The organism is Roseococcus thiosulfatophilus (assembly GCF_017311575.1).
Classification (GTDB): domain Bacteria; phylum Pseudomonadota; class Alphaproteobacteria; order Acetobacterales; family Acetobacteraceae; genus Roseococcus; species Roseococcus thiosulfatophilus.
On record NZ_JAFFQY010000062.1, the window covers coordinates 17554 to 42659 of the forward strand.

The 25106-nt window shown below is 71.6% G+C and carries 22 protein-coding genes and 1 tRNA gene; 10 read left to right on the plus strand and 13 right to left on the minus strand.

The window, feature by feature from the left end; genetic code table 11:
- Positions 1 to 5: 5 nt before the first annotated feature.
- Positions 6 to 389 (minus strand): hypothetical protein, encoded by a 384-nt coding sequence (locus JTN19_RS16955; RefSeq protein ID WP_206935077.1) that lies wholly within the window; start codon positions 387 to 389, stop codon positions 6 to 8.
- A 108-nt stretch (positions 390 to 497) separates the two neighbouring features.
- Here JTN19_RS16955 and JTN19_RS16960 point away from each other — a divergent pair, with 108 nt between their 5' ends.
- Together JTN19_RS16960 and JTN19_RS16965 are read left to right on the plus strand one after the other, a co-directional pair.
- Complete coding sequence (locus tag JTN19_RS16960) at positions 498 to 1472, plus strand: MBL fold metallo-hydrolase (protein WP_206935080.1); 975 nt, start codon at positions 498 to 500, stop codon at positions 1470 to 1472.
- Between the two features lie 81 nt (positions 1473 to 1553).
- Positions 1554 to 2123, plus strand: coding sequence for a hypothetical protein (locus JTN19_RS16965; RefSeq protein WP_206935081.1), 570 nt, complete (start codon positions 1554 to 1556; stop codon positions 2121 to 2123).
- A gap of 37 nt (positions 2124 to 2160) precedes the next feature.
- On the opposite strand, the gene moaB is transcribed toward JTN19_RS16965, so the two are convergent.
- The 3 genes from moaB to JTN19_RS16980 all read right to left on the minus strand — a co-directional run bounded on the left by moaB (position 2161) and on the right by JTN19_RS16980 (position 5436).
- Positions 2161 to 2700 carry a molybdenum cofactor biosynthesis protein B gene (moaB, locus tag JTN19_RS16970; protein ID WP_206935083.1) on the minus strand — a complete coding sequence of 180 codons (540 nt, stop codon included), beginning with the start codon at positions 2698 to 2700 and terminating at the stop codon, positions 2161 to 2163.
- 5 nt (positions 2701 to 2705) lie between these two features.
- On the minus strand, positions 2706 to 4388 hold the full coding sequence (locus JTN19_RS16975; RefSeq protein WP_206935085.1) for a lytic transglycosylase domain-containing protein: 1683 nt from the start codon (positions 4386 to 4388) through the stop codon (positions 2706 to 2708).
- Between the two features lie 238 nt (positions 4389 to 4626).
- Entirely contained in the window at positions 4627 to 5436 is an 810-nt protein-coding gene (locus JTN19_RS16980) for a uracil-DNA glycosylase (protein WP_206935087.1), read from the minus strand.
- Positions 5437 to 5605: 169 nt separating this feature from the next.
- Between JTN19_RS16980 and JTN19_RS16985 the strand changes: the two genes are divergently transcribed.
- From JTN19_RS16985 to JTN19_RS17010, 7 genes are all read left to right on the plus strand, one after another.
- Positions 5606 to 7234: an electron transfer flavoprotein-ubiquinone oxidoreductase gene (locus tag JTN19_RS16985; RefSeq protein ID WP_206935089.1), complete on the plus strand. Its 1629-nt coding sequence runs from the start codon at positions 5606 to 5608 to the stop codon at positions 7232 to 7234.
- 114 nt (positions 7235 to 7348) lie between these two features.
- Positions 7349 to 7735, plus strand: coding sequence for a DoxX family protein (locus JTN19_RS16990; RefSeq protein ID WP_206935091.1), 387 nt, complete (start codon positions 7349 to 7351; stop codon positions 7733 to 7735).
- A complete protein-coding gene (locus JTN19_RS20250) occupies positions 7735 to 7944 on the plus strand; it encodes a hypothetical protein (protein WP_184384967.1) in 210 nt (69 codons plus the stop codon). Before JTN19_RS16990 ends, JTN19_RS20250 begins: the two co-directional genes overlap by 1 nt.
- Positions 7941 to 8609 carry a class II aldolase/adducin family protein gene (locus tag JTN19_RS16995; protein WP_340643356.1) on the plus strand — a complete coding sequence of 223 codons (669 nt, stop codon included), beginning with the start codon at positions 7941 to 7943 and terminating at the stop codon, positions 8607 to 8609. The genes JTN19_RS20250 and JTN19_RS16995 overlap by 4 nt, the downstream gene beginning before the upstream one ends.
- 177 nt (positions 8610 to 8786) lie before the next feature.
- Positions 8787 to 10475 carry a tetratricopeptide repeat protein gene (locus JTN19_RS17000; RefSeq protein ID WP_242531234.1) on the plus strand — a complete coding sequence of 563 codons (1689 nt, stop codon included), beginning with the start codon at positions 8787 to 8789 and terminating at the stop codon, positions 10473 to 10475.
- Between the two features lie 7 nt (positions 10476 to 10482).
- The gene (locus JTN19_RS17005) at positions 10483 to 11373 is read left to right on the plus strand and encodes a 4-(cytidine 5'-diphospho)-2-C-methyl-D-erythritol kinase (RefSeq protein ID WP_206935098.1); all 891 of its coding nucleotides are present in this window, start codon (positions 10483 to 10485) and stop codon (positions 11371 to 11373) included.
- Positions 11364 to 11438: transfer RNA gene (locus JTN19_RS17010), tRNA-Gln, on the plus strand. Before JTN19_RS17005 ends, JTN19_RS17010 begins: the two co-directional genes overlap by 10 nt.
- 13 nt (positions 11439 to 11451) lie before the next feature.
- Here JTN19_RS17010 and JTN19_RS17015 read toward each other — a convergent pair.
- The 7 genes from JTN19_RS17015 to JTN19_RS17055 are packed head-to-tail and all read right to left on the minus strand — an operon-like array spanning position 11452 to position 20586.
- Positions 11452 to 13479, minus strand: a complete 2028-nt coding sequence (locus JTN19_RS17015; RefSeq protein WP_206935100.1) for a hydantoinase/oxoprolinase family protein — start codon at positions 13477 to 13479, stop codon at positions 11452 to 11454.
- Positions 13466 to 15223 (minus strand): hydantoinase B/oxoprolinase family protein, encoded by a 1758-nt coding sequence (locus tag JTN19_RS17020; protein ID WP_206935102.1) that lies wholly within the window; start codon positions 15221 to 15223, stop codon positions 13466 to 13468. Before JTN19_RS17020 ends, JTN19_RS17015 begins: the two co-directional genes overlap by 14 nt.
- The gene (locus JTN19_RS20255) at positions 15220 to 16185 is read right to left on the minus strand and encodes an ABC transporter ATP-binding protein (RefSeq protein WP_242531235.1); all 966 of its coding nucleotides are present in this window, start codon (positions 16183 to 16185) and stop codon (positions 15220 to 15222) included. The genes JTN19_RS17020 and JTN19_RS20255 overlap by 4 nt, the downstream gene beginning before the upstream one ends.
- On the minus strand, positions 16178 to 17143 hold the full coding sequence (locus JTN19_RS17040; RefSeq protein WP_206935104.1) for an ABC transporter ATP-binding protein: 966 nt from the start codon (positions 17141 to 17143) through the stop codon (positions 16178 to 16180). The genes JTN19_RS20255 and JTN19_RS17040 overlap by 8 nt, the downstream gene beginning before the upstream one ends.
- Positions 17143 to 17985, minus strand: a complete 843-nt coding sequence (locus JTN19_RS17045; RefSeq protein ID WP_206935106.1) for an ABC transporter permease — start codon at positions 17983 to 17985, stop codon at positions 17143 to 17145. The genes JTN19_RS17040 and JTN19_RS17045 overlap by 1 nt, the downstream gene beginning before the upstream one ends.
- A complete protein-coding gene (locus JTN19_RS17050; RefSeq protein WP_206935108.1) occupies positions 17985 to 18992 on the minus strand; it encodes an ABC transporter permease subunit in 1008 nt (335 codons plus the stop codon). Before JTN19_RS17050 ends, JTN19_RS17045 begins: the two co-directional genes overlap by 1 nt.
- 10 nt (positions 18993 to 19002) lie before the next feature.
- Positions 19003 to 20586, minus strand: coding sequence for an ABC transporter substrate-binding protein (locus JTN19_RS17055; RefSeq protein WP_206935111.1), 1584 nt, complete (start codon positions 20584 to 20586; stop codon positions 19003 to 19005).
- Between the two features lie 240 nt (positions 20587 to 20826).
- Here JTN19_RS17055 and JTN19_RS17060 point away from each other — a divergent pair, with 240 nt between their 5' ends.
- On the plus strand, positions 20827 to 22125 hold the full coding sequence (locus JTN19_RS17060; protein WP_206935114.1) for an LLM class flavin-dependent oxidoreductase: 1299 nt from the start codon (positions 20827 to 20829) through the stop codon (positions 22123 to 22125).
- Between the two features lie 6 nt (positions 22126 to 22131).
- On the opposite strand, the gene JTN19_RS17065 is transcribed toward JTN19_RS17060, so the two are convergent.
- Both JTN19_RS17065 and JTN19_RS17070 read right to left on the minus strand, forming a co-directional pair.
- Positions 22132 to 22815, minus strand: coding sequence for a Fe2+-dependent dioxygenase (locus JTN19_RS17065; RefSeq protein ID WP_206935116.1), 684 nt, complete (start codon positions 22813 to 22815; stop codon positions 22132 to 22134).
- Between the two features lie 4 nt (positions 22816 to 22819).
- Positions 22820 to 25054: a TonB-dependent receptor gene (locus JTN19_RS17070; protein ID WP_206935118.1), complete on the minus strand. Its 2235-nt coding sequence runs from the start codon at positions 25052 to 25054 to the stop codon at positions 22820 to 22822.
- Between the last annotated feature and the right edge of the window lie 52 nt (positions 25055 to 25106).

Below are 25106 nucleotides of genomic sequence, written 5' to 3' on the forward strand. Positions count from 1 at the left end.
GGGCCTCAGGTGACCAGGGTCAGGACCAGCGCCAGGCCCCAGAACACCAGCGGCACGTAGAGGGCGCGCTCGGCATGCCACAGCAGCCGCTCGCGCAGCACGGCCGCGATCTGCGCCTTAGTGCCGGGCTCGGAGAGATAGGCCAGCGGCGGGTTGGCGCTGCGAAGCAGGCCGTAAATCTCGGTGTCGCGCACATCGCGCCGCGGCACCCGCCAGGCCGCGACGAAGAGGGCCATGGCCACCAGCGTGGACGCCGCGCCACCCACCCGGAGCGCCAGCACCGGGTCAAACATGAGGGAGCCGACCACCAGCACGATGGCCAAGGTCGCGAAGGCGCAGCCACGCCGAATGGACAGGTCCACAAGTGGTCTCAGGCGCGTCATGTTCATCCATATTGCCATCATGGCCCTCCGCGTCCAGGCGGCAGCTTTCCCCCTGTCCGAAGGCAATTTGCCGCCCATATCCTTTCCACCCAGGAAAGACAGGGAACCGTCTTCATGCGTGCAGAACGTCGCACCCTCTTCGCCGGCTCGGCCGCCTTCGCCACGGCACTGGCCCTGCCGGCCGCGGCCCAGGCACCGGCCTCGGCCCCAGGGCCCACCGCCACTCAGGCGCCCGGCTTCTACCGCTTCAAGGTGGGCGGCTTCACCGTCACCACCGTGCATGACGGCTTCTTCCGCCGCCCGGTCGAGGGCTTCGTCCGCAACGCCCCCGCGGCCGAGGTCCAGGCCCTGCTGGCCGAGCAGGGGATGCCGCAGGACACGCTGACCGTCCCCTTCACCATCACCTTCGTGGAAACCCCGCGCGGCCTCGTCGTCTTCGATTCGGGCACGGGCGGGCAGATGGCCCCCACCGCGGGGATGATGGCGGCCAACATGCGCGCGGCCGGCCTCGACCCCGCCCGGGTGAATGCCGTCGTGGTCAGCCACTTCCATGGCGACCACATCACCGGCCTGACCACCGCGCAGAACGAGGCCGTCTTCCCCAATGCCGAGGTGGTGGTGCCCGCCGCCGAATGGGCCTTCTGGACGGATGAGGGCAATGCCTCCCGCGCGCCGGAGGGCCAGCGTGGCACCTTCGCCAACACCGCCCGCCGCTTCGCCCCCTACCGCGCCCGCATCCGCCAGGTGGAGGACAATGCCGAGGTGCTGCCCGGCATCCGCGCCGTCGCGGCCCATGGCCATACGCCGGGGCACACGCTCTATCACGTGGCGGATGGCGACGCGCAGATGATGTTCCTGGCGGACCTCACCAACCGGCCCGAGGTGAACGCCCGCCGCCCGGACTGGCAGATCGTCTTCGACATGGATGGCGACGCCGCCGCGGCCACCCGCCGCCGCATCATGGACCGCGTCTCCAGCGAGCGGATGCGCGTGACGGGCTACCATTTCCCCTTCCCTTCCAATGGGATGATGGTGCGCGACGGGCAGGGCTACCGTTTCGCGCCGGCGGATTGGTCGGGGGTGGTGTAATCCCGCGCCGCAACATGGCATGTTCACGCCGAAGCGGGCCGCGCCCATCCAGGGCGCGGCGCCACGCAGCGTGAGGACACCATGTCGGAACGGATTTTCGAGGATCGGCGCGCGGCCCTGGAAGAGGCCTTCTTCGCCCGCCACAACGAGGCCCTGCTGCGCCAGCTGCGCGAGAGCGACCCGGCGCAGGGCACGCATGCGGCCCTGGCCGCGGCCTCCGGCATCAATGACGCCGCGGTGCTGGAACGGCTGGCGGGGCTGGGCATCGGCGCCCAGACCTTCGCCGCCTTCGCGCTGGCGCCGCTGGTGGTCGTGGCCTGGGCCGACGGCACCCTGTCATCGGAGGAGCGCAGCGCGGTCCTCTCCGGCGCGCACAAGGCCGGGCTGAAGGCCGGCGATGTGGGGCACAAGCTGCTGGAACAATGGCTGGCCCAGCCGCCGGGCCCCGGGCTGCTGGCGGCCTGGAAGGCCTATGCCCATGCCCTGGTGGCCGACATGCCGCTCGACCAGCGCCATGCCCTGCGCGACGTGGTGGTGGGCCAGGCCGAGGCCGTGGCCGATGCGGCCGGCGGCTTCCTGGGCCTGGGCAACCGCGTCTCGGCCGTGGAGCGCAAGCTCCTGGGCGAGCTGGCCGCCGTGTTCGAGGGCTAGCCTTTGACCGCCCCTGGCGAATGGCCAGGGGCGTGGATCAGCCGGGAGCCAGATGCTCCTTCAGGCGCGGCATCAGCTCCACCAGGTTGCAGGGGCGGTGCCGCGCATCCAGCTGCCAGACCAGGATATCGTCCCAGGCATCCTTCACCGCGCCCGTGCTGCCGGGCAGCGCAAAAAGGTAAGTGCCGCCGGCCACGCCGCCGATGGCGCGCGACTGCATGGTAGAGGTGCCGATCTTCTGGTAGCTCAGCATCCGGAAGAGCTCGCCGAAGCCGGTGATCTCCTTCTCCAGGACACGGGCGAAGGCCTCGGGCGTCACGTCGCGGCCGGTGATGCCGGTGCCGCCGGTGGTGATGACGCAATCCACCTGCGGGTCCGCGATCCAGTCGCGCAGCTTCCCGGCGATGAGGTCCGCCTCGTCGCGCAGCAGGGCGCGGTCCACGAGCTTGTGGCCCGAGGCCTCGATCCGCGCGGCGAGCGTGTCGCCCGAGCGGTCGGAGGCGAGGTCCCGCGTGTCGGAGACCGTCAGGATGGCGATGTTCACCGGCACGAAGGTGCCGTTCGGATCAATGGGCATGGGCCCTAGTTGGCGAGGCGCGGGCGCTCGCGCAACATCGCCGTGACCTCCTCGGCGCCGGAGAAGCGTGGAAACTCGCCGGCGGCCAGGGCGTCCAGGCTGGGCGCGGGCAGGTCCAGCCGGCTCGCATAGATCCAGGAGAAGGTCAGCACGCGGCGGACGAAGGCGCGGGTCTCGGCCACGGGGATGCTCTCGATGAAGAGCATCGGGTCGTCGGAATGGGGAATGGAGCCCAGCCAGCGCGACAGGTTCCCGGGCCCCGCATTGTAGGCGGCCAGCAGGCGGATCAGGTCGCCGCCCACCGCCTGCTGCCCCGCCAGGTAATGGAGGTAGCGCTGCCCGATCTCGAGCGAGAAGGCCGGGTCGTGCAGGCGCCGCACCCCGGCGCCGCGGCGCAGCGAGGGGTCGCCCGCCACATAGCTGGCGGTGGCCGGCATGATCTGCAGCAGCCCCCGCGCCCCGGCGCGCGAGACGGCGTTCGGGTTGAAGCGGCTTTCCTGCAAGGCCAGCGCGTAGAGCAGCGAGGGGTCGAGGCGAAAGCCCGAGGGCGGCATGAGGGTGGGCAAGGGGTAGCGCGCCGAATCCCGCGCCAGGCTGCCCTCGCTCGGCAAATCCTCGGCGGCGAGGGAGGCCAGCTCCGTGAAGCCCGCGCGCTGGCTCACGGCCAGGATGCCCTGCAGCATGCGCGGATTGTTGCGGGCGCGGCGGTGCAGCAGGCGCAGTTCCGCCTCCGCGCGCTCATGCTGGCCGATCTGCAACAAGGCCAATGCCCGCCAGCCGCCCGCGGTCTCGGCCACGGCGGCGGCGAGAAGGGCGGCGGTGCCGCCATCCTCCACGTCGCGCTCCCAGGCCAGGGCGGGCGGCAGGCCCAGCGCGCGGCGGGCGATCATGCCATGGAAGGTGCGCGTCTCCTGCGCGGCCAGCAGCATCCAGGGGGCGTATTGGGCCGGGCGGCGGGCGCGGACGGCGGCGCGGGCTGCCCAATAGGCGGCGGAGGCGCGCAGGGCGGAGGCGGCGCGGTCGGAGCGGGCGGCACGCTCGAAATAGGCGAAGGCGGCGGCATAATCCCTGCCCGCCCAGGCCGAGAGCCCCGCCTGGTGGGCGGCCGCGGGGTTGGCCCCGTCGAGGCCCAGCGCCTCCTCCGACAGGCGTCGCGCCTCGGCATGGTCGCCCTGGCGGAAGACGACCTGCGCGATCTCGGCGCGAAGCTGGGCGCCATAGGCCTGGCCGATGCCGGAGGCGGAGGTGACGGCGCGAAGCGCGAGGTCCGGCCGGCCCTCGGCCAGGCGGCCCTGCACGGCGCGGTCCAGCGCGGCGCGGCGGACCAGGGCCGCGCTCGGACGCTGGTCCTCGGGGATCACGGTGGGGGCAGCCTCATCCGCCTCCGCGGGTGGCGGGGGCGCGGCGGCCCCCCGGGGCAGGCGCGCGAGCAGGGCGGCGTGGATGGCCGGCGCGTCGGGCAGGTCGCCATGTTCCAGCAACCAGGCGTGGAGGACGGAGGCCGAGGTCGCGCCGCCGGGACGCAGCAGCCGCTTGGCCAGCAGGTGCCCGTGCAGCCGCCGGTCGGCGACGCGATCAGCCTCGCGCTGGGCGGCGGCGCTGTCGCCGCGCGCCTGCGCCTCGAAGGCACGACGCAGCCGGGCGGCATCCGTCGTGGAGAGCGGCTGCGGGAGGGAGGACGCCTCCATAGAAGCCGAGACCCGCACACGAGAGGGGGCATCTTGTGGGGCGGCCCGTTCCGCGAATGCCCCGCAGGGCATGGTCACGACCATGGCCATGACGGCGGAAGCGGCCATGGCGCAACGGGCCAGAGAGCATGCTGCGCTCATGGCCCGGCAGGGTTAGCAATCCGTTCTCCGGCTTGGCAAGCGATAATCCTGAAGAAAAGCCGAAGACCGGAAGATTCAACCAGCGGCTGTGGTGAAGTTAAACCCCGCCCTGACCATTCGCCACATTCCTGCCATCTTCTATGCTGCGTCGCAACAACAGCAAATCGGCCCAGGCATCTCGCTTCGCCAGCGGGTTACGCAGAAGGTAAGCCGGATGTAGTGTCGGAAGCGCAGGAATGACTTGCCCGTCAAATAACGATACTTGGTGCCACCGACCACGCAGCCGGGTGATGCCCTCGCGCTGGCGCAGCAGCCCCTTGGCCGCCACGCCCCCGGCCAGCACCAGGAAGCGCGGCCGCGCCAGGGCCACATGCCGCAGCACGAAGGGCAGGAAGAGGTTCAGCTCCGCATCGGTGGGCGTGCGGTTGCCGGGCGGGCGGTAGGGCAGGATGTTGGTGATGTAGAGGTTCTCGTCCCGCGCCAGGCCGATGGACGCGAACATCCGGTCCAGCAGCCGTCCCGAGGCGCCGACGAAGGGGCGGCCCAGCCGGTCCTCCTCGGCGCCCGGCGCCTCGCCCACCACCATCACAGGTGCGCCCGATACGCCATCGGCGAAGACCATGTTGGTGGCCGTCTCGCGCAGCGGGCTGCCGGTGAAACGGGCCATGGCCTCGCGCAGGGCCTCCAGGCTGTCGGCGCCGGCGGCGAGCGTCGCCGCCTCCTCCTGCACCGGGGCGGAGGGCATGGGCGCGGCCAGGGGGCTTGGCTGGGGCCGCGCGGGCGGCGCCGGGGCGGGGCTTGGCCGAAGGGCCGCGCGGTCCAGGGCGATGGGCATGATCGCCTCATCCGCCCCCATGGCGACTTGCCAGGCGAGTGCCGCGACCAGGGCTTGCCGTTCCGCCTCCATCGGCCACTTCTAGCCTGCCCCGCGGCTTCCGTGAAACCGCCGCCCGCGCTACCAGACCCGGGCTTTTTTGCATCACCGGGCGGAGGAAGGCCCCCGCCGGGCGTTGTGCGAGGGAAGAATTGCGCCGGTCCCGCCTGGGGCCGGCCTCCAGTGGGGAAAGGTGCCGGACATGGATGAGCAGCGCGAAAGCATGGAGTTCGACGTCCTGATCGTGGGCGCGGGGCCCGCGGGCCTGGCCGCCGCGATCCGGCTGAAGCAGCTCAACCCCGATGCCGCCGTCTGCGTGGTGGAGAAGGGCGGCGAGGTGGGCGCGCACATCCTGAGCGGCGCCGTGCTGGAACCCCGCGCGCTGGATGAGCTGATCCCCGACTGGCGCGAGGACCCGCCGGCGCTGGCGACGCCCGCCGGCGAGGACCGCTTCATGCTGCTGACCGAGAAGCGCGCCTTCAAGCTGCCCACGCCGCCGCAGATGAACAACCACGGCAACTACATCGTGAGCCTGGGCAACGTCGCGCGCTGGCTGGGCGCCAAGGCCGAGGCGCTGGGCGTGGAGATCTACCCGGGCTTCGCGGCGTCCGAGACGATCATCGAGGAAGGCCAGGTGCGCGGCGTGGTGGCCGGCGTCATGGGCATCCTGAAGAATGGCGAGAAGGGCCCGGACTACCAGCCCGGCATGGAGCTGCGCGCCACCTACACGCTGTTCGGCGAGGGCTGCCGCGGCAGCCTGACCAAGCGGCTGTTCGAGACCTTCAACCTCCGCGCCGACTGCCAGCCGCAGACCTATGCGCTCGGCATGAAGGAGCTTTGGGAAATCCCGAAGGAGAAGCACACGCCCGGCCTCATCTGGCACAGCACGGGCTGGCCCTTGAAGTCGGACACCTATGGCGGCTCCTGGCTCTACATGCTGGGCGAGAACCTGGTCTCCATCGGCTTCGTGGTGGGGCTCGACTATCCGAACCCCTGGCTCTCGCCCTTCGACGAATTCCAGCGCTTCAAGACCCACCCCGAGGTGCGCAAGATGCTGGAGGGCGGCAAGCGCATCTCCTACGGCGCGCGCGCGCTGAACGAGGGCGGGTTCCAGGCCATCCCCAAGCTCGTCTTCCCCGGCGGTGCCTTGATCGGCGACGGCGCGGGCTTCCTGAACGTGCCCAAGATCAAGGGCACGCACACCGCCATGAAGTCGGGCATGGTGGCGGCCGAGGCGCTGGCGGAGGCGCTGGCGCAGGAGGCGCGGCCGCCGGTGCTGGACGCCTATCCCGAGAAGCTAGCGCAGTCCTGGGTGTGGACGGAGCTGAAGGGTGTGCGGAACATCCGCAACGGCTTCGCCAAGTTCGGCTTCTGGGGCGGCATGGCCAATGCGGCGCTGGACACCTACGTGTTCCGCGGCAAGGCGCCCTGGACCATGAAGCACCACCAGGACCATGAATCGCTCAAGAAGGCCGCGGACGCCCCGCGCATCGCCTACCCCAAGCCCGATGGCGTGCTGACCTTCGACCGCCTCTCCTCGGTGTTCCTGTCCAACACCAACCACGAGGAAAACCAGCCCGCGCACCTGGTCCTGAAGGACCCGGGCAAGTGGCTGGGCGAGAACTGGGAAAAGTTCGCGAGCCCCGAAAGCCGCTACTGCCCCGCCGGCGTCTATGAGGCGGTGGGCGTGGAGGAGGGCAAGCCCGCGCTGGTGATCAACGCGCAGAACTGCGTGCACTGCAAGACCTGCGACATCAAGGACCCGACCCAGAACATCGACTGGCGCACGCCCGAGGGCGGCGGCGGGCCGAACTATCCGGGCGGCATGTGAGGCGCGTGCGGGGGGCGTTGTGACAATCCGTCACTTCGCAACCCCGCATCCCCGACGCACAAGCTTCTGCATGTGCCCGGTGATTCGCCGCCGGGCCCGCCGGAAGGAATTCACATGACCAACACCCTCACCCGCTATGCGCCGCATGTGCTGAGCGTCCTGCGTGTCGTCACCGCCTTCATCTTCCTGCTGCATGGCACGCAGAAACTGATCGGCATCCCCGAAGCCGCGCGCGGCATGCCCGAATTCCTCTCGCTGCTCTGGGTGGCGGGCGCGCTGGAGATCGTGGGCGGCGTGCTACTGATCCTGGGCCTGTTCACGCGGCCCACCGCCTTCGTCATGTCGGGGCTGATGGCCTTCGCCTATTTCATCGCCCATGCGCCGCGCAGCATCTTCCCCACGCTGAACGGGGGCGATGCGGCCATCCTCTACTGCTTCATCTTCCTCTATCTGGTCTTCGCGGGCCCGGGCCCGTGGAGCCTCGACGCCCGGCGCCGCTGATGCCGCTGCTCTCGCTGCTGCGCCAGGGCATGGTGCTGTCACTGGGCTGGATCGTGGCGGCGACGCTCGTGCTGCGCCACCACGGCTTCCTCTGGGCACTGCTGCTGGTCGTCATCTGGGCGGCGCTGATCGTGCGGTTCCAGCGCAGCACGGTGGCGCATGCCCGCGCCATCGCGGAGGAGCGTCAACGGCGGGAGAAGGCCAAGTGAACCTCATCGAGGCCGCGCAGGCGCTGGACCGGCTGGGCTTCATGCCCAGCAAGTCCGGCAACCTGTCGCTCCGCACGGCCCGGGGGTTCATCATCACGCCCTCGGGCCTGCCCTACGAGGCGCTGACCGAGGGCGAACTCGTGGAACTCGACCTTGCGGGGGCGGTGATCGGCGGCCAGCGCCGGCCCTCCTCCGAATGGCGGCTGCACCAGGCCATCTACGCCGCGCGCCCCGACGCCATGGCGGTGGTCCACACCCACAGCCCGCGCGCCACCGCGCTGTCCTGCGCGCGACGCGACATCCCGCCCTTCCACTACATGATCGCGCTCGCCGGCGGCGATGACATCCGCTGTTCGCGCTACGCCACCTTCGGCACGCCGGAACTGGCCGAGGCCGCGATCGAGGCCCTGGCCGGTCGCCGCGCCTGCCTGCTGGCCAATCACGGCGTGGTGGCCATCGGCCAGGACATCCGCGCCGCGACCACCCTGGCGCGCGAGGTGGAAAACCTGGGCGGCCAATACCTCGACCTGCTGGCGGCGGGCATCGCGCCCGTGTCGCTCACGCCGGCCGAAATGGAGGCAGTGCGCGACCAGTTCGAGGGCTATGGCCAGCGCCTGCGCCTCTTCCCGTCCCCTTCGCCGGCCCCTCTTTCCCGCCCCGGTTGAGGGTCGGCCGGCGCTTGATGCAAGCCGGCAACACTGTGGCAATTCGGTGTGAATTTGCGCGCGCTGCCATGGCGCGGATCCATGCTGCACTGCTACATTGCGGCCATGGCTCACCGCCGCCCGGCCCCGCTTTTGAAGCGCCTCCTCCCACCCGCCACATGGCGCGCGACGGGCCTTATGGCGGCCGGCCTCCTGGCGGGCTGCGGCGCGCTTTCGGGCGGCACGGTGGACCGCAGCGCGCGCATCGCGGCCATCAGCACGGCGCCGCCGCCGGGGGCCAGCCCCTTCGGCCGTTTCCTCGTGGGGCGCTTCGCCGCCGAGGAACAGGATGACGGCATCGCGGCCGACGCGCTGCTGCTGACGCTGCAGGCCGAGCCCGAGCAGCGCGACGTCCTGCAACTCGCCTTCCAGGCGGCGCTGATGGATGGACGGCCGGATGCGCTGCGCCTCGCGCGGCGCCTGCCGGACAACCTCGCCGCGCAGCTTGTCCTCTTCGGCTCCGACATCGTGGGCGCGCGCTGGGATCGGGCCGAGGCCCGCGTCCGTGCCCTGCCCCGACCCGGCGCGGTGCAAAGCCTGCAACCGGTCCTCACCGCCTGGTCCCTGGCCGGGCGCGGCCAGACCGATGCCGCGCTCGCGCTGCTGCGCCCGCTGGCCGATGGCGGGCGGTTGCGCGCGCTGAACGCGCTGCACGCGGCGCTGATCGCCGATATCGCGAATCGTCCGCGCGACGCCGAGCGCTTCCTTCGCATCGCCATGGCGGACCAGCCCGACCCCACCATGCGGATGAGCCTGCTGGCCGCGGGCATTCTCAACCGCGCCGGCCGGACGACGGAGGCGCAACGCCTGCTCGACGGGCTGGCCGCGTCGTATGATGACATGGCGCTGGCGGCCCAGGGCGCCGCGCGCGCCCGGGTGCTGGGCAGCCGTGCCATCGCAGCGCCCGCCGATGGCGTGGCGGAGGCCTATGTGGCGCTCGGTGCCGCGCTGCGCGGGCATGGGCTGGAGGAACTCTCGGGCACGCTGGCGCGCCTGGCGCTGCGGCTGCGGCCGAGCTTCGGCCCGGCGCTGATGCTGCTGGCCGACACGCTCTCGGAGGCCGAGCGCCACGAGGCCGCGCTGACCGTGCTGGACCGCGTCGCCGCCGAGGACCCGCTGCATGGCCCCGCCCAGCTGCGCCGGGCCCTCCTGCTGGACCGGCTGGAACGCCTGCCGGAGGCCGAACGCCTGCTGGCGGACCTCGCGGCCGCCCATCCCGGCCAGCTCCAGCCCCTGCTGCACCTGGGCGACATCCTGCGCCGGCGCGGCCGCTTCGCAGAGGCGGTGCGGGCCTATGACGCCGCCCTGGCCCGGCTGCCCGAGGTGCGGGAACAGGACTGGCAGATCTTCTACGCGCGCGGCATCTCCCGGGAGCGCGCGGGCGATTGGCCGGGGGCCGAGCAGGACCTGCTGCGCGCGGTGGACCTGTCCCCCGACCAGCCCTACGTGCTGAACTATCTGGGCTTCAGCTGGGCCGACAAGGGCATCAACCTCGACCGTGCGCGGGAGATGCTGGAACGCGCCCTGGCGCTGCGCCCCGAGGACGGCAACATCGTGGACAGCCTGGGCTGGGCGATGTTCCGCATGGGCGACTACCCGGCCGCGATCCTCTGGCTGGAGCGCGCGGTGGAGCTGGAACCGCGCAACGCCACCATCAACGACCACCTGGGCGACGCCTACTGGATGGCCGGGCGCCAGAACGAGGCGCGCTTCCAATGGAGCCGGGCGCTCTCGATGGAGCCGGGCCCGGTGGAGGCCGCGCGCATCACGACCAAGCTCGCCCAGGGGCTGGCCATGCCGCCCCTGCCCCGCGCCGCCAGCCGCTGACGCGCCCATGTCGCTGGAAGAGGCCGCGCCGGCCAAGGTGAACCTGTTCCTGCACGTCACCGGGCGGCGGGCGGATGGCTACCATCTTCTGGACAGCCTGGCGGTGTTCGGCCCGGCGGCCGACATCCTGACGGCGGCCCCCGCCGAGGCGCTTAGCCTGACCCTGGACGGCCCCTTCGGCGCGGCGCTGGCGGCGGAGCCCGACAACCTCGTGCTGCGCGCCGCGCGCGCCCTGGCGGCCGCCGCCGGGGTGGCGCCGCGCGCCGCGCTGACGTTGCGCAAGCACCTGCCGGTGGCCTCGGGAATCGGCGGCGGCTCGGCCGATGCGGCGGCCGCGCTGCGCCTGCTGAACCGCATGTGGGGCGCGGGGCTGGATGACGCCGCGCTGCGGGCGCTGGCCGCGCCGCTGGGGGCGGATGTGCCGGTCTGCGTGGCGTCCACCCCCGCACGGATGCAGGGGGTGGGGGAGCTCGTCTCCCCCGGACCGCGCCTGCCCCCCTGCGGCCTGCTGCTGGTCAACCCGGGCGTGCCGCTGGCCACCCCCGCCGTCTTCCGCGCCCGCGCACCGGGCTTCTCGGCCGAGGCCCGCCTGCCCGCCGCCTGGCCCGACGCCGCCGCCATGGCCGCGGACCTCGCGCATCTCACCAATGACCTGGAGGCACCGGCCCGCGCCCTCTGCCCCGCGGTGGGCGAGGTGCTGGCCGCGCTCGCGGATCTGCCCGGCGCCCTGCTCGCGCGCATGAGCGGGTCGGGCGCCACCTGCTTCGCCCTCTTCGCCACCGCCGCCGAGGCGCGGGCGGCGGAGGGGCAGCTTCCTGCCCTTTGGTGGCGCCACGGCGGGGGGCTTTACGGCGGGGCCGAAGCCTCGCTACACGCTCCCAGCGCGGCTGGGGTGTAGCCAAGCGGTAAGGCAGCGGTTTTTGGTACCGCCATTCCTAGGTTCGAATCCTAGCACCCCAACCAGCTTCCTTTCGCCTCACCGCCGCAGCAACAGCGCGCCCGAGGCGCCCACCTCCGCCCGCCACCCTTCCGGCACCAGCGTCGTGGCATCGAGCTGCACGATGATGGCGGGGCCGGCCACGGAGGCCCCCACGCCCAGCCCCGTGCGCGCGATGACCGGCGCCTCCGCCACGCGCCCCGCCAGCCGCATGGGCTGGGTGCCCAGCGTCGCGGCCGCCACATCGCCGCCGGAGGGTGGCAGGGGCGGCAGCGCGTGCAGCCTGCCGGTCGCCGTCACCCGCAACGTCACCACCTCGATGGCGATGCCCGGCAGGTCGAAGCCGTAGAGGGCCTGGTGGGCGGCGGCGAAGTCCCGGCCCAGCGCCGCGACCGGCGCGAAGGGGATGGGCAGTTCAAAACCTTGCTCGGCATAGCGCATCAGCACCGCGCGGCTGCGCGACTGCGCCTCGGGGGGCACGGCCTCCTCGGCGAACCATCGGGCGGCCTCGGCCTCCAGCGCGGCGAAGCCCGTCTCCAGCGCCTCCTCCGTCACGGCGTCCAGCGGGCGGGCCAGGCTGCGGCTGAACTCGGCGCGCAGGTCGGCGGCCACCAGCCCCTGCGCGCAGAGCACGCCGGGCGCGGGCGGGACCAGGACCGTCCGCATGCCCAGCAGATCGGCCAGCGCCGCCCCGTGCAGCGGCCCCGCGCCGCCGAAGGGCACCAGCGCGAAGCCGCGCGGATCATGCCCCCGCTCGACCGACACGACGCGGATGGCGCCGACCATGTTGTTGTCGGCGATGGCCAGGATGCCGCGCGCCGTCGCCTCCAATGAGAGGCCGAGCGGCCCCGCCACCCGCGCGAGCGCCGTCTCGGCCAGGGCCGGGTCCAGGGCCATGCGCCCGTCCAGCAGGCGCGGCGGCAGGTGGCCCAGGTAGAGATGCGCGTCGGTGACGGTCGGCTCCGTGCCGCCGCGCCCGTAGCAGGCGGGCCCCGGCTCCGCGCCCGCGCTAGCCGGGCCGACGGTGAGCCCGCCCGCTCCCGCGCGCGCCAATGACCCACCACCCGCGCCGATCGTCACCATGTCCAGCATGGGCAGCGGCAGCGGCCAGGGACCGATGCGGCCCGATTGCGTGAGCCCGATGCGCCCGCCCTCGATCAGGCAGATATCCGCGCTGGTCCCGCCGATATCCACGGTGATGAGGTCCGTCACCCCTTCCGCGGCCGCCATGGCGCGCGCGCCCACCACCCCGGCGGCGGGGCCAGAGAGGGCGGTCTGGGCGGGGCTGCGGCGGATGGCGGCCGCCCCCGCCACCCCGCCATTGGACTTCATCAGCAGCAGCGGCGCCGCGATGCCGGCCTCGGCCAGCCGCGCCTGCAGCCGCGCGATATAGGTCGAGACGGCGGGCATGACGGCGGCGTTCAGCACCGCGGCCATGCTGCGTTCGTATTCGCGCAGCACCGGCAGCACCTCGGTGGAGGCGGTGATGGCGAGCCCCGGCAGCAACTCGCGCAGCAGGGCGGCGGCGCGCAGCTCATGCGCCGGGTTGGCGTAGGCGTGCAGGAAGCAGATGGCCACGGCCTCCGCCCCCATCGCCGCGATGGCCCGGGCCGCCGCCGCCACGCCCGACTCGTCCAGCGGCGCGAGCTCGGCACCATCGGCGGCGATGCGGCCCGCCACCTCGAAGACATGCTCGGGCGGAACGGGCCGTCGCGGCTTCACCCAGGCCCAGAGATTGTCCCGGCGCGGCAAATCCGCCCGGCCGATCTCCAGCACATGCCGGAAGCCCGAAGTGGTCACGAGGGCGGTGCGCGCCGTGCGCCCTTCCAGGATCATGTTGGTGGCGACGGTCGTGCCGTGCAGCACGCGGCCGATCTCGCCAGGGTCGCGCCCGGCCAGGTCCAGCGCCAGGCGCAGCCCGGTGAGGAAGGCCTCCGACGGGTCGCGCGGGGTGGAGGGCGTCTTGGCCGTCCAGGCACGCCCCGTCGTCGCCTCCTGCAAGGTGATGTCGGTGAAGGTGCCGCCGATGTCCACCGCGGCCAGCAAGGGGCGTTCAGTCGAGGGCATCGGCATAGGTCCCGCGGTGGAAGGCGCCTGCGGGCGGGCGCTGGGCGCGCAGGCGTGCGGTGGCCGCTTCATCCAGCGCGCCATCGGCGATGGCCACGCCATAGTCGCGCCGCGCGGCCTCGGCGCTGACGAAGCCACCGCGCACATCGGCGAGCACCGCCTCGGCCGGCCGGTCATGCGGGTGCCCCCAGCCCCCGCCGCCGCCAGTGCTGAGCCGCAGGATGTCGCCCCGCCGCAGCACCGTGCCGTCGGAGAGGCTGGGCAGATGCCGTTCCTCGGGCGTGCCGGGATTGACCACGGCGGCGCCCGCGCCCCCGCTCATGCCGCCGGCTACGCCCCAGGGCGGGTTCTTCACCGTGTCGAGGCGGATGGCCAGCACCGCCTGCTCGGCCAGGATTTCATACTCGCGCACCACGCCGCAGCCACCGCGGAACCGCCCCGCCCCGCCTGAATCCATGTGCAGCGCGTAGCGGTGCAGGCGCACGGGGTAGGAGTGCTCCATGAACTCGGCGGGGTAGTTCTCCTGCGCGACGAAGTAGACGGCGTCCGTGCCGTCGGCGAAGGGGCGCGCGCCATAGCCCACGCCCACGCCATCGCTCATCAGGAAGGGTTTGCCTTCGTGCATTCCGCGCAGCGCCAGCACGACATAGGCGGAGTGCGCGGCCGGCGCCTCGCCGCCGCGCGCCACCGCCACCAGCCCGTGCAGCGCGGCCAGCAGCCGCATCATGGTGATGCCGCGCAAACCAAGCGGCGCGGGCGCGCGCGGCGCGAGCAGGGAGCCCTGGCGCCGCCGCACCTCGTCCAGCGCGCGCGGCGCCCCGGCGTTGAGCACCTGCCCCGGCTCGCCTTGCAGAAAATAGAGGCCAAGCGCCATGCCCGGCACGTCCGGATGCATGAGGAAGTTCACCGGGCCCGGCGCCTGGTCATCGGTGGCGGAGGTGTCCAGCAGGAAGCGGTCATCTTCCATGCGCGTCAGCGCGAGGCGCAGGTGGAAGGGCCCGTTGCCCTGCCCGTCGCTGTCAATGGCGTCGGTGAAGCGCGTGGTGCCGATCGGGAAGGCCTCGCGCAATTTCGCGCGCACCACGGCCTCGGTGCGGGCCAGCAATTGCGCGAAGGCGTCGGCCAGGGTGTCCGCGCCGAAGCGTTGCGCGATCTCCTCCAGGCGGCGCTCGCCCAGGCGCACGGCCGCCATCAGCGCGCGCGTGTCCCCGCGCGACTGGGTGGGGAAGCGGCCGTTGCGCCAGAACACCTCCAGCAGCGCGTCATTGGTCTCGCCATCGCGCATGAGGCGCACGGGCGGGATGATGATGCCCTCCTGGAAATGGTCCGTCGCATCAGGGCTGAGCGAGCCCGCGCGCAGCCCGCCCACATCGGAGAAATGCGCCCAGCCCATGACGAAGCCGACGCGCACGCCATCGAGGAAGGCGGGGGCGAGAAACACCTGGTCATTGGTGTGGGAGACGGCGCCCTGGCTGCCGTAGCAGTCATTGTACCAGTAGAGGTCCCCCGGCCGCATCGTCTCCAGCGGGAATTTCCGCGCGATGGGGCCCACGATATCGCCGAAGATGGGCAGATCGCTGCCCACCACCATGGTGCCCTCGGCGTCGAACAGCGCGGTGTAAAAATCCTTCTTCTCGCGGATGAAGGCGGACATGGCGGTGCGTTCGAGCAGCGCCTCCATCTCGGCCTGGGCGGCGCGCGCGGCGCCACGGATGATCTCGAGCGTGACGGCGTCGCAGCTCATGCCGCCTCCCGCCAATGGTGGCAGGCAACCTGGTGCGCGGGGCCGGCGGCCTCCATGGGCGGCGCCTGCGCGGCGCAAAGGGCGCTGGCGCGGGTGCAGCGCGGATGGAAGCGGCAGCCCGCGGGGATGCGGCGCAGCGAGGGCGGCTCGCCCGGCAGGGAAGGCCCGGCGGCGCGCCCATCGAGATGCGGCGCGGCCGCGAGAAGCGCGCGCGTGTAGGGATGCGCGGGGTTGGCGAAGAGCGCTTCCGCCGGCCCCTCCTCCACCACCTGGCCGAGATACATCACCGCCACGCGGTCGCAGACGCGGCGCACCACCGTCAGGTCGTGCGAGATGAAGAGGTAGGTCAGGCCGAAGCGCGCGCGCAGCTCCGCCAGCAGCCGCAGCACGGAGGCCTGCACGGAGAGGTCGAGCCCCGCCGTGGGTTCGTCCAGGATGACCAGCTTCGGCCGCAGCAGCAGGATGCGCGCGAGGCCGATGCGGCGCTGCTGCCCGCCCGACAGCTCATGCGGGTAGCGCTGCCCGAAATCCGCATCGAGGCCGACCGCGGCGAGCATTTCCGCGATGCGCGCGGCGCGCTCTTCGGCGCTGCTTATGCCATGGATGCGCAGCCCCTCATCCAGCGTGGCGCCCACGCGCCACCAGGGGTCGAGCGCCGCGCCCGGGTCCTGGTGGACATACTGGATGTCGGCGCGAACGCGGCGTGCCTCGGCGGGTGCGAGGCCCGAGACGCGCCGGCCGCCCAGCGTGATTTCGCCCGCCGCCTCGCGCTGGAGGCCCAGCAGCGTGCGCGCCAGCGTCGTCTTGCCGCAGCCGCTTTCGCCCACCACGCCGAAGGCCTCGCCCTCGGCGATGGAAAGCGTCACGCCGTCCACCGCGCGCAGCGAGACGGCGGGGCGGAGGAAGCCGGCGCGACGACCGAGATCGGTGGTGAGCGCCTCGGCGCGCAGCAATTCAGGCAAGGGCGTGCGCCTCCATGCGCGCGGCGTGTGGGCAGGCCACGGCGCGCCCGCCGGACCAGGGCAGCAGCGGCGGCACGTCCTGGCGGCAATCGGGCTGGGCCACCGGGCAGCGCGGGTGAAAGCGGCAGCCGGCGGGCTGCGCGGTGGCGGGCGGCACCGCACCCGGGATGCCTAGCAGCTCCACCGCGCGGTCCGGATGGCAGGCCAGCAGCATGCGCGTGTAGGGGTGGGTGGGCGTGTCAAGCACGGCGCGCGTGGGCCCGCTTTCGGCCACGCGCCCGGCGTAGAGCACGCTCACCTCGTCGCACAGGCTGGCCAGCACGCCGAAGTCATGCGTGACAAAGAGCATGGACAGGCCGCGCGCCCGCACCAGTTCGCGCAGCAGGCCCAGGACTTCACGCTGGGTGGTGACGTCGAGCGCGGTGGTCGGCTCATCCGCCACGATCAGCGCCGGGTCACAGCACAGCGCCGCCGCGATCAACAGGCGCTGCCGCTGCCCGCCGGAGAATTGATGCGGGTATTTGCGCAGCGCCGCCTCGGGGTCCGGCAGTTGCACGGCGCGGAACAGCTCCACCAGCTTCGCGCGATGCTCGGCGCGGGTTCCGGGGGCGTGGCGGCGCATGATCTCCAGGATCTGGTCGCCGGCGCGAAAGACCGGGTTGAGCGAGAGATAGGGGTCCTGCGGGACGAAGCCGATGCGCCCATGGGGCTTGGCCGCACGCGCAGGCAGGATGTCGCGCCCCTCGAAGAGGATGCGGCCGCGCGGCGTGGTGGCCCGGCCGGGCAGAATGCCCAGGATGGCGCGCAGCAGCGTGGATTTGCCGCAACCGCTCTCCCCCACCACGCCGGTGACGCTGCCGCGCGGGACGGTGAGGGTGATGCCGTCCAGGATGTCCGCCACCTCGCCCCGGCCGCGCAGCTGCACGGCCAGGTCCTCGATGACCAGGGCGGCGTCCATCACTTCCGGCTCCGGCGCAGCCGAGGATCGGCCGCGTCGCGCAGCCCGTCGCCCAGCAGGTTGAAGCCCAGCACCAGCAACATGATGGCGAGCCCTGGGAAGGTCGCATACCACCAGGCGTCGGGCAGGTGCTGGCGGGCCTCGGCCACGGCCAGGCCCCAATCGGGTGTGGGCGGTGCGGCGCCGACGCCCAGGAAGCCCAGCAGCGCCGCGGTCAGGATGGTGAAGCCCATGCCGATGGTAGCGCGCACCAGCACCGCCGGCGCGGCGTTGGGCAGCACGTGCAGCAGCAGGATGCGCATGGGGTGCGCGCCGATGCCGGCCAAGGCGTCCACGAACAGCGCACCACGTAGCCGCCGCGTCTCGGCGAAGACGGTGCGCGCGAAAAAGGGCCAGTAGGTCAGGGCCAGCGCGACCATCGCCGTGGTCAGGCCGGGCGCCAGCAATTGTCCCAGCGCCAGCGCCAGGATCAGTTGCGGCACGGCCAGGAACACGTCGGTGACGCGCATCAGCACCTCCGACAGCCAGCCGTCCCGCCACCCCGCCGCGAGCCCGATGGGCACGCCGATCACGATGGCCGCCAGCACCACCGACACCGCGACGACCAATGCGCTGCGCGTGCCCAGGATGACGCGCGAGAAGATGTCCCGCCCGAGGTCATCCGTCCCGAAGGGAAATTCCGCCGAGGGCGGCTGCAGGCGGAGCATGATGTTGCTCTCGAAGGCATCCTCCGGCCGCGGCGCGATCCAGGGCGCGAAGATGGCCACGAACAGCGCGAAGACCACGATGAGAAGTCCAAGCGCGGCCACGGGGTCGCGCAGCAAATGGCGCAGCGCGGTCATCACTGGTCCGCCACGCGTGGGTCTATGATGGCCTGCGCCACATCCACCGCCACGTTCACCACCGCATAGACCACGCCGATGACGAGGGTCACGGCCAGCAGCGCCTTGTAGTCGGCGGACAGGATGGCCTGCACGGCATAGGTGCCCAGGCCCGGCCAGTCGAACACCGCCTCCACCGCCACCGCGCCCGAGACCAGCGCGCCGAACAGCAGCCCCACCTGCGTGACGGTGACGGTCACTGCGTTCCGCAACACATAGATGGCGGCGAGGCGAAAGCGCCCATAGCCCGCCGCGCGCGCGTAGAGCACATAGTCCTTCTGCAACACCTCCAGCACGCCGCTGCGGGTGAAGCGCGCGATGGTGGCGAGGCCCGGCAGCGCCAGCGTGAAGGCCGGCAGCGCCAAATGGCGCAGCGCGTCGAGGAACAGGTCGAAACGCCCGATCGCCAGCGTGTCCACCAGCATGAAGCCCGTCAGCCGCGGCACCTGGCCCAGCGCCACGTCGAGGCGCCCGCGCAGCGGCAGCAGGTTCCACTCCATCGAGAATTGCAGCTGCAGCATGATGGCGAGCCAGAAGGAGGCGATGGCCAGCCCGCCCACCGACACCAGTCGCACCAGATGGTCGAGCGGGCCATTGTGATCGAGCGCCGCCACGAGGCCGAGCCCGATGCCCAGCAGCGTGGCGAGGAAGAGCGCCACGAAGGTCAGTTCCAGCGTCGCCGGCAGGCGCTGCCAGATTTCCTCCGCGACCGGCCGGCCGGAGAAGATGGAATTGCCGAGATCGCCCGACAGCACCTGCCGCACATGGATCACGGCCTGTTCCAGGATGGGCCGGTCCAGCCCGTACTGGGCGCGGATTTGCGCGATCTGCGCGGGCGTTGCGGAATCGCCCGCCAGCGTCGCCGCCGGGTCGCCGGGCACCACGCGCGAGAGCACGAAGGTGAGCAGGATCAACCCCAGCAGCGCGGGGATCGAGAGCGCGATGCGCCGCAGGATGTAGAGGGCCACCCGCCTGCCCTCAATTCTCCAGCGACATCAGCCGCACCTCGCCACCCGAGCCGACGGGCGAGAAGCTGTAGCCCGAGACGCGGCGCGAGAGGCCGCGCAGGTTCACGGTGTTGTAGACCCAGATGTCCGGACTGTCCGCCACCACCAGCGCCGTCGCCTCGGCATAGAGGCGCTGGCGCTCCTCCTGGCTCAGGCTCTCGCGCGCGGCGCGCAGCAGCGTGTCCACGCGCGGGTTGGTGTACCAGGACGAGGCCTTCCAGGTGCCGTGGAACTGGCTGTCATACATCTGGCCGATCCAGTTCTCCGGGTCCACGAAGTAGGTGGAGACCCAATGGATCCACATGTCCGGCGTGGTCTCGGCCCGCGCCGTGGCGCTGGTGATGTTGGGCCAGGTGTTGGGCACGATGCGCAGGTTGATGCCGATGCGCCGCAGGTCCGACTGGAAGAGCTGCGCCGCCTGAGTGGTCTGCTGCAGCTCGTTCTGGACATGGATCTCGATGGGGCGGGAGAGGTCCACGCCCGCCGCCCGCGCGCGGTCGCAATGGGTGCGCGCGCGCGCCAGGTCGAAGGCATAGGGTGCCAGGTTCTCGGGGTTGCCCCAGAGGTTGTTGGGGTTCGGCCCCGCGTTGCGCGCCACGAAGCCGCGCAGCACCACATTGTTGAAACCCTCGTAGTTGAAGGCATGGGCGAGGCAGAGCCGCACGTCGTGGTTGTCGAAGGGCGGGCGCTGGTTGTTCATGCGGATGATGAAGACGCGCATGCTCTCGTCGCGCGCCACGCGCGTGGTGGGGTTGCGGTCCACGCGCTCCACCTGGTCGGCGGGCAGGTAGCTGTCGGTGGCGTCAATCTCGCCGCGCAGCAGGGCCAGCACGCGGGTGGAAGTCTCGAGCACGGGGCGCACGCGCACCGCCTCGATGGGGCGCGGGTTGCCGGCGAAGCCGCTGAAATGCTCGGGGAAACGCTCCAGGTCCAGCGAGACGCGCGGCTGGTAGTTCGCGGCGTTCACCCGATAGGCGCCGGAGCCCGCGCTGTTGGCGGCAAGCCAGGCGCTGCCCCAGTCATCCCCCGCCACATGCGGCGTCAGCACGCGCGGATTCACCACCGCCACGAGCGGCAGCGCGGAGAGGAAGGGCGCGTAGGGACGGCTCAACACGAAGCGCACGGTGCGGGGGTTCACCGCCGTCACCGCCTCGGCGGTCAGCACGGGGGTGAAGGCGGCGGCGGGCGCGCGGCGCATCGCCAGCAGGCGGCGGAAGGAATAGACCACGTCCTCGGCCGTGATCTCGCTGCCGTCGTGGAATTTCGCGCCGGCGCGCAGCGTGAACTCCCAGGTCAGGCCATCCGCGGAGACGGTGTGCGATTCCGCGAGCCAGGGCTCCAGGCGCGGCGGGTTGCCCTGGTAGCGGTAGAGCCCGTCATACACGTTCAGCAGGATGAACTGGCTCGGCACGTCGAAGATGGCGTGCGGGTCGAGCGTGGCGGGCAATGTGTCGCCCCAGACGAGGGGGCGGGGCGCGGTCTGCGCGCTGGCCATCAGGGGTGCGGCGGCGAGAAGCAGCACAAGGCGCGCGCAGCGGAGCAGACGGTGCATCATGGGGCGTCCCTCATCTTCCGGGGGAAGTTGAAGCGATGCCCGAAACGCGCACAACGGCCCGCGCCCGGCGCATATGCTTACCATCAGGACATCTGCCTGCACGCGAGGCGAAACCCGCACCAACAGACTTTCATTTGGGCATTTCCTGTGCGGCGCCCCGACGTCGCGCCCATGCTCCGGGGCAGCCGCGCAGGCCCGTCGGCGGCATGATCCGCACATCGTCAGGCAGGCGGGGAAAGCATGTCCAGCACACACCGGCAGATGCATCTGGGCGTCTTCGTCCTTGGCACCGGCAACCACATCGCGGGCTGGCGCTATCCGGGTGCCGCCGACAGCTTCGTGCGCCTCGACGTCGTGCAGCAGATCGCCCGCACGGCGGAGCGCGGGAAGTTCGACCTGCTCTTCGTGGGCGACGGGCTTTCGGCGCAGGTGGGCGCCCACCCCTCCTTCCTGGTGCGGTTCGAGCCGCTGACCATGCTGGCCGCGCTGGCCGGCACCACGACGCATGTGGGCCTCGGCGGCACCGCCAGCACCACCTACAACGAGCCCTACAACCTGGCGCGGCAATTCGCCTCGCTGGACCACCTCACCTCCGGCCGCGCCGCCTGGAATGCCGTCACCAGCAGCGAACCGGGCGCCGGCCCCAATTTCGGCCGGGAACACCCACGCCACGACGCCCGCTACGAGGTGGCGGAGGAATTCGTGGACGTGGTGCGCGGCCTCTGGGATTGCTGGGATGACGACGCGGTGGTGGCGGACCGCGAAACGGGCCTCTACGTGGACCCGTCCAAGGTGCGGACGCTGGACCACAAGGGCCGCTTCTTCCAGGTGAAGGGGCCGCTGAATGCCAGCCGCTCGCCGCAGGGGCGGCCTGTCATCATCCAGGCGGGGTCCTCGCCGCCCGGCCTGTCACTGGCGGCGCGCACGGCCGATGTGGTGTTCTCGGTGGTGCAGGATCTGGGCGAGGCGCGCGCCGCCTGGGCCGCGCTGAAATCCCGCATAGGAGATTTCGGCCGCGACGGCCGGGAGGTGGCGCTGCTGCCCGGCGTCATGCCCGTGCTGGGCGCCACCGAAGCCGAGGCGCGCGACAAGCTCAACACGCTGCAAAGCTTCGTCACCGGCGACAACGCGGCCACCATGCTGCGCAACCGCCTGGGCATGGATGTCTCGGGCTTCGCCATGGACGACCTTGTGCCGGACCTGCCCCTGCCCGACACCTCGCACGGCTTCGCCCGCGCCATGCTCTCCAAGGCCCGGCGCGAGAAGATGACCTGGCGCGACCTGCACAACCTCACAGGCGCGGCGCGCGGCCACTGGGTGGTGTGCGGCACGCCCGCCCAGGTGGCCGACACCTTGCAGGAATGGTTCGAGGCCGATGCCGCGGACGGCTTCAACATCCTGCCGCCCTATTTCCCCGGCGGCTTCGACGATTTCGTGGACCAGGTGGTGCCCATCCTGCAATCACGCGGGCTGTTCCGACATGACTACACGGGGCGCACGCTGCGCGACCATCTGGGCCTGGCGCGCCCCGCGGTGTGATGCGCGTCACATCTCGACGAAGTGCCGCAGCAGGTTGTGATAGGCCGCGGTCATCGCCAACACGCCCGGATGGTCGTCCGGCAGGTCCCGCCGCAGGGCGATGATGCCCATGTCCATCTCGTAGAGCAGCGCGCGCGTCGCATCCTCCTTCACCATGGATTGCGTCCAGAAGAACGACGCCCAGCGGCTGCCACGGGTCACGGGGTTCACGCTGTGCAGGCTGGTGGCGGGATAGACCACCAGGTCGCCCGCCTCCGGCTTCACCTCGTGCCGGCCATAGGTGTCGTGGATCACCAGCTCGCCCCCGTCATAGCTGTCGGGCGGCGAGAGGAAGAGGGTGGAGGAGACATCGGTGCGGATGCGCTGCCCGGTGCCGGGCACCGGGCGGATGGCGTTGTCCACATGCGCGTGGAAGGTCATGCCCTCGTCATAGCGGTTGAACAGGGGCGGGAAGACCTTCAGCGGCAGGGCCGCCGTGGCGAAGAGCGCGCTGCGGCCAAGGGCGCGCAGCACAAGCTCCCCCAGCTCCCGGCATTCGGGCGAATCCTGCGGGACCTGCAGGTTGAACTTCGCCTTCGCGGATTGCTGCCCGGCCGTGGCCTTGCCGTCGATCCACGGCGCGGCCTCCAGCCTTTCGCGGCAATAGGCGACCTCCGCTTGCGTCAGCAATTGGGGGATCAGGACCAGCACGCGCTCAGAACTCCGCCGCCACCGTGACCAGCACGGTGCGCCCCGCCGCGACGGTCGCACGATTGCCGAACAGCGCGTCGTAGTTGCGGCGGTCGGTCAGGTTGTAGCCGTTCACGCGCACCGTCAGGTTCTCCTGCACGCGGTGCTGCACCATGGCGTCGAAGGTGAAATTGGCCGGCACCTCGGCCGTGTTGTCGGCCGTGAGGAAGACCTGGTCGCGCCAGGTGACGCCGGCGCCCAGGGTCATGTTCCACCGCTCGCCGGGCGCAATGTCATAGGTGCTCCAGAGCGAGGCCGCGTGCGTGGGCACATACTGCACGCGCCGCCCGACATTGGCGGGCGTGGTGGAGCGCGTCGTCTCGCTGTCCATATAGCTGTAGGCCGCCTGGACGGCCCAGGCGGGCGTGATGCGCCCGGCCACGCCCAGCTCCACCCCGCGCACGCGCTGGCGATCGCCGGTCTGGATCAGCGAGGTCGGATCCGCCGCGTCCTGCACGAGCGCATTGCCCTTCTCCGACTGGAACAGCGCGGCACTGAGGCCGAGCCGGCCGTTCAACAGCTCGAACCGCGCGCCGATCTCGTGCGTGGTGTTGCGCTCCGGCTGGAAGCCCGCGTTGAAGCTGTTCACGGCGGCGGGGAAGGTCGTGAAGAAGGTGCCGGGCGGCGTGGTGGAGGTCGAATAGGAGTAGTAGTAGGTCTGCGCCGGCGTCGGCTCGAAGATCACGCCCACGCGCGGGTCGAGGTAGTTTTCCCGGATGTTGATGTTGGTGGCGGGCGCCGCCCCCGGCGTCCCCGCACGGTAGTCCAGGTCGAAATGCGTCCAGCGGAAACCGCCGAACACCGACAGCGTGGGCAGCAGCCACAGGCGCTCATTCACGAAGAGGCCGAGATTGGTGGACACCGTCTCGCGCAGATTGTTCGCGGGCCCCGTGTTCAGGATCAGGTCGTTGTTCGTGAAGGCGCTGAGCAGCCGCACGGAGGGCCGCGCCGACGCATAGGGGAAGGCGCGACGCTCCACCACCTCATGCGCCACGTCCACGCCGGCGACCAGTTCGTGGCGGAAGGGGCCGGTGTTGAAGCGCGCCGTCATGCTGGTGACGTTCTGGATGGCGCGGTTGATCTGCTGGAAGGGCGCGTTGCTGCCGCCGCCATAGGTCAGCACCGGGTTCAGCCCGCGGAAGAACTGGCCCGAGCAGCTGCTGGCATAGGCGGCCGCCGTCGCACCACCGGGGCAGCTCACGGCCGTCAGCGCCGTGGTGCGGTCCACCCGCATCAGCCGCGTGTCGTTGTTGAAGGTGATGCCGTTGTCGAAGCGGTGCTGGAAGCGGGCGGTCAGCCGGTCCACCGTCGTGTCGTCCTGGTCGTTCAGGATGCCGTACCAGTTGCCGCGCCGCACGCCGAATTCCGAGGCCGGGCGCCCAATGGCCCCTGGTCCGGAGAAGACGATGGGCATGCCGCTGTCCACGATCCGCCGGTCCTCATAGTGCAGGTATTCCAGCGAGAAGGTGGTGGGCGTGCCGATGCCGAAGGCGACGGAGGGCGCGATGCCCCAGCGCCGCGTGTCCTGCCCGTCGCGCCCGACCAGGCTGCTGTGCTGGCCCATCAGGTTGAGGCGCATGGCGGCGGTGTCGCTGATCGCGCGGTTGACGTCGGCGGTGAAGCGGCCATAGGGGCCCATGCCGCCCGTCACCGCGAAGGCGGCGCGGTTGGTGAGGCCGGGCATGCGGCTGTTCACATTGATGCCGCCACCGATGGCGCTGGTGCCGATGGCAAGCCCCCCTGCCCCCTTCAGCACCTGCACATCCTCATAGGTGAAGGCGTCGCGCTGGTAGGAGCCGAAGTCGCGCAGGCCATCCATCAGCACGTCGTTCTGGGCCGAGAAGCCGCGGATGCGGAACTGGTCGCCGCTGACGCCGCCATTGCCCTCGCCGATGGTGGAGGTGATGCCCGGCACGTTGCGCAGCGCCTGGTCCAGCGTGGTGACATTCTGCTCGCGCAGCACCTGCTGCGGCACGACGGTGATGGTCTGCGGCACGTCGCGCACCGTGCCGGGCTGGCGTGGATTGCCCGTGGGGGCGCGCAGGGGGGCGTTGGCCGTGCCGGCCTCGATCGCGACCTCGGGGATGGACATGGCCGGCGATGGCGACTGGGCCAGGGCGAAGCCGCCCACCATGGCCGCGCCCAGGCTCAAGCTGGCGATGGCGGCCATGCCACCCGTTGCGCGTGTCGTCTCATGCATGGCTGCGGAACCCTTTATGCGATTGCGAGTCATTCTTAATTATGGCTTGCCA

Bases quoted from the DNA above. Each gene is read 5' to 3' on its own strand.
- JTN19_RS16955 (WP_206935077.1), bottom strand. From the start codon at position 389: ATGAACATGACGCGCCTGAGACCACTTGTGGACCTGTCCATTCGGCGT.
- JTN19_RS16960 (WP_206935080.1), top strand. From the start codon at position 498: ATGCGTGCAGAACGTCGCACCCTCTTCGCCGGCTCGGCCGCCTTCGCC.
- JTN19_RS16965 (WP_206935081.1), top strand. From the start codon at position 1,554: ATGTCGGAACGGATTTTCGAGGATCGGCGCGCGGCCCTGGAAGAGGCC.
- moaB (WP_206935083.1), bottom strand. From the start codon at position 2,700: ATGCCCATTGATCCGAACGGCACCTTCGTGCCGGTGAACATCGCCATC.
- JTN19_RS16975 (WP_206935085.1), bottom strand. From the start codon at position 4,388: ATGGAGGCGTCCTCCCTCCCGCAGCCGCTCTCCACGACGGATGCCGCC.
- JTN19_RS16980 (WP_206935087.1), bottom strand. From the start codon at position 5,436: ATGGAGGCGGAACGGCAAGCCCTGGTCGCGGCACTCGCCTGGCAAGTC.
- JTN19_RS16985 (WP_206935089.1), top strand. From the start codon at position 5,606: ATGGATGAGCAGCGCGAAAGCATGGAGTTCGACGTCCTGATCGTGGGC.
- JTN19_RS16990 (WP_206935091.1), top strand. From the start codon at position 7,349: ATGACCAACACCCTCACCCGCTATGCGCCGCATGTGCTGAGCGTCCTG.
- JTN19_RS20250 (WP_184384967.1), top strand. From the start codon at position 7,735: ATGCCGCTGCTCTCGCTGCTGCGCCAGGGCATGGTGCTGTCACTGGGC.
- JTN19_RS17000 (WP_242531234.1), top strand. From the start codon at position 8,787: ATGGCGGCCGGCCTCCTGGCGGGCTGCGGCGCGCTTTCGGGCGGCACG.
- JTN19_RS17005 (WP_206935098.1), top strand. From the start codon at position 10,483: ATGTCGCTGGAAGAGGCCGCGCCGGCCAAGGTGAACCTGTTCCTGCAC.
- JTN19_RS17015 (WP_206935100.1), bottom strand. From the start codon at position 13,479: ATGCCCTCGACTGAACGCCCCTTGCTGGCCGCGGTGGACATCGGCGGC.
- JTN19_RS17020 (WP_206935102.1), bottom strand. From the start codon at position 15,223: ATGAGCTGCGACGCCGTCACGCTCGAGATCATCCGTGGCGCCGCGCGC.
- JTN19_RS17040 (WP_206935104.1), bottom strand. From the start codon at position 17,143: ATGGACGCCGCCCTGGTCATCGAGGACCTGGCCGTGCAGCTGCGCGGC.
- JTN19_RS17045 (WP_206935106.1), bottom strand. From the start codon at position 17,985: ATGACCGCGCTGCGCCATTTGCTGCGCGACCCCGTGGCCGCGCTTGGA.
- JTN19_RS17055 (WP_206935111.1), bottom strand. From the start codon at position 20,586: ATGATGCACCGTCTGCTCCGCTGCGCGCGCCTTGTGCTGCTTCTCGCC.
- JTN19_RS17060 (WP_206935114.1), top strand. From the start codon at position 20,827: ATGTCCAGCACACACCGGCAGATGCATCTGGGCGTCTTCGTCCTTGGC.
- JTN19_RS17070 (WP_206935118.1), bottom strand. From the start codon at position 25,054: ATGCATGAGACGACACGCGCAACGGGTGGCATGGCCGCCATCGCCAGC.